Here is an 11,786-nt window from a genome sequence, read left to right as displayed (position 1 = left end):
CGCCGCGCGCGTGGCCGCGGCGCCGTCAGCCGGGCGCGCGGCCGTACTGCTGGAGGCGCTGGGCGCCGAAGCTGGCGCCGTCCTGGGTCATGCGGGACCCCTCGAGCTGGATGAGGAGCTGGCCTTCCTACAGGTCGGCTTCGATTCACTGCTGGGTGTCGAGCTGAGGAGCCGGTTGGCCGCGGCCACGGGCCTGGAGCTTCCCGCCACATTGATCTACGACCACCCGACGCCGGCCGCGCTCGTCGCGCACCTGTTGGAGCGCCTCGGCGGTACCGACGACGAACAGCCATCCGGCGGGGTCCTGGCGTCGCTGCGGGCGCTGGAGGAGGCACTGGGCCGCGCGCCGGACGACGAGGCGGTACGCGAGGAGATCACCGGCAGGCTGGAGACCCTGCTGTGGCGGTGGCGGGAGTCCGCCGCGGGTGCCGTCGACGGCGCGGCGGCGAGCGACGGTGATGACCTCGACACGGTCACCGACGACGAGATCTTCGAACTGCTCGACCGGGAGCTGTGAGAAACGCCGGACGATGAGGCTGTCCACGTCACGCGGGCGGGCGTCGAACGGTTGGCGCCGTCCGCGCGGCCGGTGGAGACCTTGTCCCTGGCCGGACGGCCGGTGGAGGGCCGGCTACGCTGCGCGGATAATCTGCAAGTGCACCATCAGTTCAGAGCGCACTGTACTCTGCCGATGGGCAACTACCCAAGGTCGGAATGACCGCGTGGCCGGACGTTCGACCACCCGGCGCACGGAAGGGACCTCCCACGATGGGCCTTGTGAAGGAGCAGCGTCCGCCGGCACCGGTCGAGGGGTCTGGTACCGGCCTGCGGGAGCGCAAGAAGGCCAAGACGCGGGCCGCGATCCAGCAGGAGGCGTTGCGCCTGTTCCGCGAGCAGGGCTACGAGGCGACCACCATGGAGCAGATCGCCGAGGCCGCCGAGGTGTCCCAGAGCACGGTCTTCCGCTACTTCCCGACCAAGGACGAGCTGGTCGTCTCCGACGAGCAGGACGCGTTCTTCCTCGAGGCGTGGCGCGCCCAACCGACCGACTTGCCCGTCCTGTTGGCGCTGCGCCGTGCGATCCAGGAGACGCTGGCCGGCCTGTCGCCCGAGGAGTTCCGCGCGCAGCGCGACCGTGACGTCCTGATGGTGACGGTGCCCGGCCTGTGGGCGGCCAGCCTGGGCAACGTCACCCAGACGACCCAGATGATCACTTCGCTGGTCGCCGAGCGGGAGGGCCGCGCGGAGAGCGACCCCGGCGTCCGGGCACTCAGCGCAGCGATCTTCGGTGTCATCCTGAGTACTATGATCCGCTGGGCCCAGGATCCGGACCACGACGTCGCACGGGACCTCGACCAGATGCTCGCCCACCTGGACAACGACCTCCGCGTGGGGTCTGCGCCCGACTGAGCCGGGCACGGCCGGGACCGGGGCGTGGCCCCGGCCCGGGTGCCGACCGAGCCGGGCACCACCAGGCAGCGGAGGAGGAACGTCGTGCGCAGACGGCGCCGCGCGGCCGGTTCCATCATCGTGCGGGTGCTCGACGCGCAGGGCCGTCCGGTGCCGCCGGGTACATCCCCGCGGCCGAGGACATCGACGTGACCGCGTCGGCGCTGGCCGTCGAGACCGTCCTCGAGCAGCGCGAGACGGCAATGGCGCGGGGGAGGGCCAGCGAGCAGGCGCTGTACCTGCCGGTGCCCGACGCCCTGGCCGTCTTCCTGGACGAGCGCGGCGTGGTGGTGGGCTCCACCGTGACGTCCGACAACGGCGACTTCGAGGCCGGCGGGCTTCCGCCCGGCGGCTACACCCTAATGGTGATCCATCGCGAGTACCAGCAGTGGCGGCGGCAGGTGTGCGTGGGCGACGGCGAGTCGCTGGTGGCGGACGCCATCCTGACGCGTCGGCTGCTGTCCTGCGCGGGAACGGCCCGTGACGCGCGGGGATGCCCCGTCCCGGCCGTGGTCGTTCGCCGTACCGACGGGTCGGGCCTCGAGCTGCGTACGCGTACCGATGCGAGCGGGGCCTTCGCCTTCCGAGCCGTCCCCTGGGGGGCCTACCTGCTCGGCGTCGTCGGTCAGGCCGCCGGACTGCGCCTGCTCGTCGACAAGAACCTGCGGGACGTCCGGATCCCCCTGTCCGGCGTCTGACCGCCCGTCGGTCGAGGGCTTACCCGACGGGCTCCAGGGCCGCCGCGACCCCTTCTCGCGCGCCGTGCGGTCGTCGGTATCTCCGTTGGAGCAGCGCGTCCCTCCACCAGTCGTCGGGCGCGGCGAACCCGTCGCCGACGGTCGACCACTCATTGATGTTGGTGTACTCTCATTTTGAGGTGACACCTATTAGAAGGAGACTGTTGGATGGACGGATCCACGTCGCGGCGGTGGTGGGCGCTGGGGGCGGTCAATCTCAGCGTGCTCGCCGTCAGCCTGGACGGGACGGTGCTGTCGGTGGCCCAGCCGACACTGTCAGAGGCCCTCAACGCGTCGCAGTCCGATCTCGTCTGGTTCTCCTCCGGCTACCTGCTAGTGCTGGCGGCGACGGTGCTGCCGGTCGGGCTGATCGGAGACCGCTACGGGCGTCGCGCCGTGCTGTTGTCGTCCCTGGTCCTGTTCGGCCTCGGCTCGGCGCTGTGCGCCTACGCCGGATCGGTGGCGATGTTCCTGGGCGGTCGGCTGCTGCAGGGCCTCGCCGGCGCCGGCATCACGGTGATGGCGCTGTCGGCGCTGGTCGTCCTGTTCAACGAGGAGGAACGGCCCAAAGCCGTCGGGATCTACCAGGCGGCGTCCTTCATCGCGCTGCCGCTCGGCCCGATCCTCGGCGGCTGGATGCTGTCCCGGTTCTGGTGGGGATGGGTCTTCCTGATCAACGTGCCGATCGTCGTGGTCGCGCTGGTCATCGGGTTCGTGCTGATCCCGGAGTCCCGCTCGGCGCAGCGCCCGGGCCTGGACCCGGTCGGCACGGCGGCCTCCGCCCTCGGACTGGCGGTCATGACCTACGGGTTGGTCCGCGCCGGCGATCACGGCTGGGGCAGCCCGGACGCGCTGGTGGCGACCACGGCCGGCGTGCTCGTGCTGGCCGGGTTCGTCTGGTGGGAGCACCGGCTCGGCGGGCGGCCCGGCGGCCAGCCGCTGGTCGATCCCCGGCTGCTGCGGCCGAGCCCGTTCCTGTGGGGCTCGGCGCTGGCGGCGCTCGCGGGCCTCGTGATGATCGGTGTGCTGTTCACGTTGCCGCAGTACTTCCAGGGCGTCCAGGGAACCGGCACGCTCGGCAGCGGCCTGCGCCTTCTTCCGCTGATCGCGGGGATGGTCGTCGGCGCGGGCCTGGCCAGCCGGATGGCGGTCGGGATCGGCGCGCGCCTGACCATCATGCTGGGATTCCTCGTCCTCGCCACCGGCGTGGCGGTGGGCGCCGCCGCCTCTCCCGGCTCGGGGATCGGTTTCACCGCCGCGTGGACGGCGCTTGTCGGCGCGGGCAGCGGCCTGGCGCTGTCGGCGGCGACGGCCGCGGCGCTGGCCGGGCTCTCGGTCGAACGCAGCGGCACCGAGTCCGCCCTGGTGCAGGCGTTCAACAAGACGGGCGCACCGCTCGGAACGGCGATCACCGGCAGCGTGCTGGTCGCCGCGTACCACTCCCACCTGGGTGGCGCCCATCTGCCGGCCACCGTCGCCGCGGACGCGCGTACGAGCCTTTACGAGGGAACGAGCGCTGCGCGCGGCGCCGGTCTGCCGGGACTGGTACACACAATCCAGTCGGCGTTCGTCGACGGGATGGGCGTCGCATTCCTGACGGGGGCCGCGATCGCGCTGGCCGGTGCCCTGGTCGCCCTGGTCGCCCTGCGCGAGCGGAGCTCTCGTGACTCGGACGAGCGGCCGCTCGTCGAGGGAGGGGCTGTGGATGCCGTCGCACACTGACCGGGTAACGCCTGGGCTGCGGGAACGTAAGAAGGCACGCACGCGTGCCGCCATCCAGACCCATGCCCTGCGGCTGTTCCGTGAGCAGGGATACCAGGCCACCACCGTCGAGCAGATCATCGCGGCGGCCGAGGTCTCGGAGACGACCTTCTTTCGCTACTTTCCTTCGAAGGACGAGGTCGTCCTGCAGGACGACCTCGACCCCGCAATCATCGCGGCGTTCCACAACCAGCCCACGGCCGTCCCGCCGATCCCGGCGATCCGGGCCGCGATCCGTGAGCAGTTCGACGTGCTGACCCCGGAGCAGGCTGCGGCGATCCGCGAGCGCACCGCGCTCATCGTCGCCGAGCCCGCGCTGCGTGCCGCGATGCTCGACCAGATCTCGCAGACAATGCTCCTGCTGGCCGACGCGATCGCGGAGCGGTCCGAACGTCCGAAGGACGACCTGGCGGTCCGGACGGTGGCCGGCAGCGTGATCGGGGCGCTGCTGGCGACGCTGCCCGCCCTGGCCGAGGATCCCCAGGCGGACCTGCCCGCGCTCATCGATCGGGCCCTCGGCTATCTGGAGGACGGGCTGCAGGTGTGACGGGCCGAGCGGCCCGTGACCCCGGCCGCTCGCTCAGCCGCTGCCGAGCAGACAGGCGCGAAGATCGCTGCGCTGCTTGATGCCCAGTTTCCGGTAGATCCGGGTCAGATGCTGCTCGACGGTGCTGATTGTGATGTACAGCTCGCTTGCCGCCTCGCTATTCGTGCGTCCGCGCCCCACGAGCAGCGCGACCCGACGCTCGGCTGCGGTCAGCTCGGCGATGGCACCGGAACCGTCCTGCGGCGCCCTGTCGGGTCTGGTGGCGCCGTCCGATCCAGTCGTGCTGGCGGGTCTGGTCGTGCCGGCGTCGTCGCCGGCCGGCGGCAGTCTGCTGCCAGTGCCGGCTGGGGTGCGCTCGGCCTCAACGAGCAGGCCGTGAATCCTGCCCAGCTCGACCTGGTCGGGTGCCGCGGTCATGACGGCCTGCGCCTCGCGCAGCAGGACCGAGCGGTAGCCGGGCTCCATCGTCTCGGCGAGCACGCGCAGCGTCATCGCCCTCGTGCGGCCCTGCAGCGGATGGAGGCCGGCGAGCTGGTCGCCGGCCAGGTCCCGAGCCTCCTCCCGTCGGTGCAGCGCGAGTAGCGCCTGCGCCCGGTCGGTGCGCCACGGGATGAAGGACGCCGAGACCAGCCCCCAGGCCAGCATGCGCTGGCCGCAGACGTCGAAGTCCCGCAGCGCCAGATCGGGCTGCTGGTTCGCGAGGTGGTAATGGCCCCGCGCATGCAGGAGGTAGAGGCCGTCCCGGCCGTCGCGCGGCGCGTCGGCCGTCAGCTGCGGCAGCAGCTGGCGCGCACCGGTGAGGTCCCCCGACTTGACCAGCGCCAGCACGAGCAGCGCCAGCGGCTGACCCGACGCCTTCAGCCCGGCGAGATCCGCCCGGCAGGTCAGAGCCGTGCGCGCGTATTCGACCGCCGCCGCCAGCTCGCCCCGGCCCAGCGCCACCTCGGCCATGATCGTGGCGAGCAGATAGCGCCAGCTCGGTCTGTTCCGGTGGTTCACCGCGCTGAACAACGTCTCGCCCCAGTCGGAGGCCGTGCCGTACTGGTCGGCGTACACGAGCGCCCGCAGCGTGATGCCCAGGGGCTGCAGCGTCTTCTCGCTGAGTGGCAGGCGGCGCAGCCGGTCCTCGGCGAGATCCAGGGCCGCCCCGGCCAGATCGCCCCGCAGCACGCACCCGAGCAGGTGGACGGAACTGGCCAGCTCGCCGGCGGGCGGCCTGCTCCCGGACGGCCCGCCCACCGCTCGCGGCGCGGCAGCGGACAGGTGGGGGGCCAACGGGGGGTACGTGTACCCCAGCCAGGTCCTGAAGGCGACCCAGTCGTCGCTGTCCGCGTGCTCGGTGTCGAACCCCGACTCGCTGATCCACCGCAGCGCCTCGCTGGCCTGGTCCACCAGCCCCTGGCTGAGCAGGCTGCCGATCATCCGCGCCGCCTGCTGGGACGGGTCCGCGGCGAGGCCCGTGCGGGAGCCGAGGTGGCGGGCCACCGCCGCCGGGTTGAAAGGCCACTCCGTGCGGGCCAGCATCAGGCTCACTGCGGCCTGGTCCTGCTCGCTCGCGGCCTCCCGCTGCGCCAGCCGGATGTACGGGGTGGCGCGGTCGACCCGCTGCTCGCGAAGGTGCTGCTCGGCCGCCTCGATGAGCAGCGGGACGGCCCACGGGTCCGCGGCACGGTCGGCGGCGAGCAGATGGGTGCCGACCTCCGCCGCCTGCGCACCGTCCTGGAAGAGCAGGCGGGCCGCCTCTGTGTGCATCCGCGCGCGCTGCTCGGGCGCCAGATACTCGTCACGCACGGCCGCCCGCGCCTCGCCGTGTCGGTAGCCCTGTCGCCCGAGCAGCCCGCTGCGCCGCAGGATGTGTTCGGAGCGGCGCACCAGCGCGCGGTCGAGGTGCAGCAGCCTGTCGATCAGGTGCCTGGACTCGGTCTCGTCCAGTACCGAGAGCGCCTGGGCCACCTTGCCCGAGACCTGGTCCATGCGGTGCAGGCAGGTCAGCACCGCACGCCGGTAGTGGGTCAGCCCGTCGGTGCCGGGCCCGTCGGCGGTGCCCATCCGGTCGGCGACCAGCGCCTTGACGAGGCGCGGGTTCCCGCCGGTCAGATCGTGGTATAGCGGCGCCAGCCGGGCCGCGTCGGCGAGTTCGGAGGTCTGCCGGAGGAGCTCGCCGACCTGCCCGACGGACAACGGCTGCAGCATGACCCGCCGGAAGTTCGGGTGGGAGGACATCTCGGTCTGGAACAACGGCAGTGTCGGCACCGCTCCGGGCAGCAGGCTGAACACGAGCAGCACCTGTTTGTTCGCGATCCGTCTGCTCAGGTAGGACAGGAACTGCAACGAGATCGGGTCCGCGTGGTGCAGGTCGTCCACCGCGATCACCAGCGGGGCTTGCTCGGCCAGGCGCATCGCGGCACCGTGCAGCCGGGCGAAAAGACGGCCGCGGGCGGGGTCCAAGAATTCCGAATCAATTCTGCCGGTCGACGTGGCGCTGGCCCCGGCCTCGACGGTATCCCGCAACTCGACGACCTCGTCGAGCTGCGCCGACGCATTGTGCGTGAGCTGGTCGACGACGCCGAGCGGGATTTCGTTCTCCGCTCGTCCGCCGACCGCCGAGAGTACGACGGCGCCACGCTCCAGGGCGCTGTTGGTCATTTTCCGAAGCAGCTCGGTCTTCCCGCTGGCGACCGTGCCGTCGACAAGGAAGGCGCCGCCTTCGCGACCTGCCAGGCAGGAGCCCAGCATCTTCTCGGCGGTGCCGAGTTGCCGGTCAGAACGCGAAAAGTGCATGACATGACCCTTCGCAACGGGTAGTAGTCCGCTGTGTCTACCGCTCGAGTGAGATCGTCATCGCGTGTGCGGTCGCCCGCTCGGGTGGGAACAGCTCCGAGGGTGGCGGGCGCCAAGTCCTCCTCCGCCGTGGCCCTGACGCTGCGCACACGAGGTCATGACACCCCCTGATCAAATGGATGTTCCCCCCTTTTTGAAGGTTACATGTCTTATGAGGGGCACGCCAGAGGGATCGGCCGGCGCGGACGGCGGCCAATGGAGCGCGGCCGACACGCGGAACGCGTCGGGTAATGTAAACGCAAAGTTACCGACAATAGGGGCCGCCCCGGCCCGAATGAGTGAACCGTACGAGCGTTTTTCCTGGTAGGGCACATTCCAGCGGGTGAGGTTCCGGCCGCGCCCGAGCTACACAGCGCAGCGGGCGCCAAGCCGGAGTGATCATCGGCTATACCTCGCCGTACCGGATCTGTCGCGGTATGACGGCCAGTTGACAGTGTGAGATGAGACGGGCACCGGGCGGTGCGTTGCCGTGGGGCGTGCCCCGGCCGCGTCGCGCCCGGACGGCGGTGTTGCGCTCAGGTCAGGGACGCGGTGGGCCGACCAGGCGATACCGCCGATTTTCTCCGTTTCCGCGTGGCGATACTCCGCCAGGCATACGCCTGACATGCAAGCGAACGAAACGGGACCGAGGCGTGGACAAAGCCGCACCACCGCGTCGAACGCCGCCAGCGGGGCGGCGCCGTCCAGCGGCCGGCAGGCACGGGCACCTGCGGCCTGGACGCACCAGCGGACGGCCTCGGCGCGCATCGCCTCGAGCGAGGCGAAGTCCCGTCCCCGCCAGAAACTGTCACGGACATAGGGCATCTGCCGCTCGCTGCTTTGCCGTAGTGGCCGGTGAGGAGGGGTTCGGCGATGTTCAGCGCGAGGGTGACCAAGCTGGCGAAGATGAGCAGCCGCCGTGCGGAGCGGATCGCCTCGACGGGTCTGTCGTGCAGGGCGAGATGTCTTGTGCCGAGGAGGGCGACGACGGACAGGTCGACCGCGGGTGCGACGAGGACGGCGACGTAGGCGGGGACGCCGAGGTGGATGCCGAGGGTGGCGACGTTGCCGAGGCCGAACAGGAACGTCAGTCCGACCGCGACCCCTGCGATCGTGGTGACGAGGCGTACGGGCGTTGCGGGAACCGCCAGGTATGCGGAACACTCGTTCGATTCGGTAGATGATGTCTCGGTTGGTGTGGTCACCGGGCATCGCCCCGGGCCACCGGCCGTGTGGAGACCGGACGGATGGTGATTTCCGGCCCCTTGACCAAAATCGTGCGGTTCTTATTGTGGTGCGTTAGGTCCACCCCGCAGCGTGACGAACCGCCTGACCTGCAGAAACAGGTTGGTTCGCACGTTGTGGACGTGCTCGTGCCCGCCGAAACTGCAGGTCGGCGGGCCGGGCAGGTGGTTCGAGCCTCCTTTGGCTCTGTAGCAGTCGACTCCTGTCGGTAGTCACCGCTGCTGGGACTGGGTCAGCATGCGGGTCGTTCGCGGCCTTTGATCCGGACTGGAGACCGCCGGAGTCGGACACACCACCCGCGCTCCGCGTTTCCCTCGTCCACGAAGGCCGGTACCAGCAGGCGCTGGCCGACTACGACCGCCAGGTCGACGAATGGCGCCGGCGTGCCGGTGGCACGGCCTCCGATCCGGTGACCGTCGGGCGGGCCAGGCTCGTCACGTGCCCGAAGTGCGGCGCCCCCGAAGCAAGCCCGTGCACAGACGCTGCGAAGCCCCGGAAGGCGAATCACCAGGAGCGGCTCCGACGGTTCCGTGCGTGGATGCGGGAGACCCATCCCTGGCACTCTCGGCGCGAGAGGCCCTGATCTTGTCGGCGTGACCGGCCCGGCCGAAGGGCGCCGGCGGGCGGACACCGAGGGCGCGATGTCGCTGAGGGCGATGCGGAACGTCAGCCGCGGCGGCGGCCGGGTCTCGGGCGCCCTACCGGTGTTCCTCCGCGTTGGCGGCGGCGGTGGTGTGCTCCCAGTGCAGGATCAGCTCGGCGAGCGCCTCGACTGCTCTTCGCCGTTCCTCGGCCGTCATGGGTATGGTCTCGACCCGCTCGATGACCATGTGGCGGGCGACGGGTTGTCGTCGTGTTTTCCGGGACGGTCCCGCGCCAGCTTGGTTGCCGGCTTCCGTGTTCTCCGTGCAGGGATCGTCCTGGGCGTGGTCGGGACCGGCCATCGGTAGGGTGCCCCCTTGCGGCTCGCTGGCCTGTATCGGCTGCGGGGCACTCTATTGCTGCTGGGAACGGTTCCTGGGCGACCACGGCGTCGCCCTTCGTCGCCTCCGATGGCTTGTTCTGGTGTCGGGTCGTCCCGGCGCTGGCGCGGTTCGTCCGCGTTTGCCTGTTCCCGGCCCGGGTAAGCGCGTTTCCGGTTCGGCCGGTTGGAGGCCGCGGTTGTCGAGACCCACCAGCTGCCTCCGCTGGCTGTTGGCGCATGAGGTCGATCGCCCGACAGGCAGTTCTCCCGCAGTCAGGTTTGGAGCCAGGTGAGGACGGCCAGGACGCGTCGGTTGTCGTCGGGTTCGGGGAGCAATCCGAGTTTGGTGAGGATGCTGGCGATGTGGCTTTCGATGGTTTTGGGTCCGAGGACGAGGTGGCGGGAGATGGCCATGTTCGATCTGCCTTGGGCCATGAGTGCGAGCACGTCGCGTTCGCGTTCGCTGAGGGCGGTGAGGCGGTCCCGGTTGGCGTGTCGGCGTAGGAGGTAGCTGACGACGTCGGGGTCGAGGACGGTGTCGCCGGAGGCGACTCGTTCGATCGCGTCGACGAGGGTGGCGACGTCGAGGACGCGGTCTTTGAGTAGGTAGCCGAAGCCTTTGGGGTGGGCTTGCGCGAGAGTCGCGGCGTACCGGCTTTCCAGGGACTGGGACAGCAACAGGATGCCGAGGCTCGCTGACCGTTCGCGGAGGCGGACGGCGGCTTGCGCGCCTTCGTGGGTGTAGGTCGGCGGCATGCGGATGTCTACGAGCGCGACGTCTGGGCGGTGTTCGGCGACTGCGGCTTCGAGGCTGTCGGCGTCGCCGGCCATCGCGCAGGTGTGAATCCCGGCTTCGGCGAGTAGGCGGGCGAGTCCTTCGCGCAGGAGCACGGAATCGTCGGCGATCACGACTCGCATGGCAGCTCCGCGCGGATGGTTGTTCCGGTGCCGGGGTCGGTGTGGACGGTCAGCGACCCGCCGAAGGCTTCGGCTCGGTCGGCGATGCCTCGCAGCCCGGGTCCACTGGGCTGAGCGCCGCCGATGCCGTCGTCGCGGACCTCGACGATCAGCTGCCCGTCTGGGGCTGAGACGTCCACGGCGATGGTGGTCGGGTGGGCGTGTTTGACCGCGTTCGCCATCGCCTCGCAGGCGATGAACCAGGCGGCTGCCTCCAGATCGGGCGGATATCGCCGGTCCGGAGCAGAGATCTTGATGGGTACGGGGGTGCGGGCGGCGACGTCGTCGAGCGCGGCGGCGAGCCCGCCGTCGGCGAGGACCGCGGGGTGCAGGCCGTTGGCCAGTTCGCGGAGCTCGACCACGGCGGCCTGCAGCTGATCGATGCCCGTACTGATGGCTTGGCGTAGCGAGGCTTCGTCGCCGCCCAACTGCGCGGCTCGTAGCTGAAGGGCGAGTGCGAGCAGGCGTTGCTGCGCGCCGTCGTGCAGGTTGCGTTCGATGGTGCGGCGCTCGGCGAACTGGGCCGCGGCGATCCGGGTGCGGGACTGGCGTACCTCGACGAGCTGGAGTGCGACCGCGGCGCGCAGGCCTGCGTTGTCGAGTTCGGCGGTGGCCGCCGTTGCCGCGGCGCGGACGAGGCCGGGTTGAGCCCTGCCACGGTCGAACGTCACCCGGGCGATGGGTCGGCCGCGCCGGTATACCTCGACGGCCGCCATAAAACTGTTGCCGGGGTTGGCTGGCTGTCCGTCTGCGCTGACCCATTGGCGACGGTCGTCGACCAGGTAGGCCACCGCTAGCGTGGGGTCACCCAGTGCACGGCGCAACACCTCCTCAACGGCGACGTCGGGGTCGGGGTCCCGTAGATAGCGTCGGATCACCTGCAAGGTCTCGAACCGCCGCCGGCTAAACCGCCGGTCGACCCCTTCCTGGATCTTCCGGTAGGCCGGGGCGGTGACCGCGACAGCGGCGAGCGTCGCGAGCACCGCGGAGATCTGTGAACGCCCGGTCCGGCCGGCGAGCGACTGCCCGACGACGATCACGACCGTCGCGTAGGACGCCGCGAGCAGCCCGGAGACGAGCAGGTACGTGACGGCCCGGCTGAGGATCTCCTCGACGTCGTAGAGGTGGTACTGGCCGATCGCCAGTCCGGCACCGATCGCCAGCAGGCCGATCAACGTCGCCGCGGCGAGGCCGGCGGCGGTGTTGTTGCCCGCGTACGAGGCGGCGAACGGGCGTGTCATTCCATCCGTGTAAGCCGGAGGTGGACCATGATCGATCTACCTTAGATCGGGTAGGTCGGAAAAGG

General features: G+C 70.6%; 9 protein-coding genes and 1 pseudogene. 5 read left to right on the top strand and 5 right to left on the bottom strand.

From position 1 onward, the window contains the following. The 5 genes from ND748_RS15790 to ND748_RS15770 form a co-directional block, all read left to right on the top strand. Nucleotides 1-517: phosphopantetheine-binding protein (locus tag ND748_RS15790; protein ID WP_251746566.1), on the top strand; the 517-nt coding region annotated here is incomplete at its 5' end. 251 nt (nt 518-768) lie between these two features. Continuing rightward, the gene (locus ND748_RS15785; protein WP_251746565.1) at nt 769-1,410 is read left to right on the top strand and encodes a TetR/AcrR family transcriptional regulator; all 642 of its coding nucleotides are present in this window, start codon (nt 769-771) and stop codon (nt 1,408-1,410) included. A gap of 188 nt (nt 1,411-1,598) precedes the next feature. After that, complete coding sequence (locus tag ND748_RS15780) at nt 1,599-2,147, top strand: collagen binding domain-containing protein (protein ID WP_251746564.1); 549 nt, start codon at nt 1,599-1,601, stop codon at nt 2,145-2,147. 207 nt (nt 2,148-2,354) lie between these two features. After that, nucleotides 2,355-3,908, top strand: coding sequence for an MFS transporter (locus ND748_RS15775; protein ID WP_251746563.1), 1,554 nt, complete (start codon nt 2,355-2,357; stop codon nt 3,906-3,908). Next, nucleotides 3,892-4,494, top strand: a complete 603-nt coding sequence (locus ND748_RS15770; RefSeq protein ID WP_251746562.1) for a TetR family transcriptional regulator — start codon at nt 3,892-3,894, stop codon at nt 4,492-4,494. The genes ND748_RS15775 and ND748_RS15770 overlap by 17 nt, the downstream gene beginning before the upstream one ends. A gap of 33 nt (nt 4,495-4,527) precedes the next feature. Here ND748_RS15770 and ND748_RS15765 read toward each other — a convergent pair whose 3' ends face one another. The 5 genes and pseudogenes from ND748_RS15765 to ND748_RS15745 form a co-directional block, all read right to left on the bottom strand. Further along, the gene (locus tag ND748_RS15765) at nt 4,528-7,275 is read right to left on the bottom strand and encodes a LuxR family transcriptional regulator (RefSeq protein ID WP_251746561.1); all 2,748 of its coding nucleotides are present in this window, start codon (nt 7,273-7,275) and stop codon (nt 4,528-4,530) included. A gap of 872 nt (nt 7,276-8,147) precedes the next feature. After that, nucleotides 8,148-8,519, bottom strand: a pseudogene (locus ND748_RS15760) (hypothetical protein); the annotation flags it as partial. 738 nt (nt 8,520-9,257) lie between these two features. Beyond that, a complete protein-coding gene (locus ND748_RS15755; RefSeq protein WP_251746560.1) occupies nt 9,258-9,503 on the bottom strand; it encodes a hypothetical protein in 246 nt (81 codons plus the stop codon). A gap of 293 nt (nt 9,504-9,796) precedes the next feature. Next, complete coding sequence (locus tag ND748_RS15750) at nt 9,797-10,441, bottom strand: response regulator transcription factor (RefSeq protein WP_251746559.1); 645 nt, start codon at nt 10,439-10,441, stop codon at nt 9,797-9,799. Further along, the gene (locus ND748_RS15745) at nt 10,429-11,721 is read right to left on the bottom strand and encodes a sensor histidine kinase (protein ID WP_251746558.1); all 1,293 of its coding nucleotides are present in this window, start codon (nt 11,719-11,721) and stop codon (nt 10,429-10,431) included. Before ND748_RS15745 ends, ND748_RS15750 begins: the two co-directional genes overlap by 13 nt. Nucleotides 11,722-11,786 lie beyond the last annotated feature (65 nt).

This window comes from Frankia sp. AiPs1 (genome assembly GCF_023716945.1).
Taxonomy (GTDB): Bacteria; Actinomycetota; Actinomycetes; order Frankiales; family Frankiaceae; genus Frankia.
Note: the sequence above shows the minus strand (reverse complement) of the source record. Positions and strands in the feature narration are given on the sequence as shown.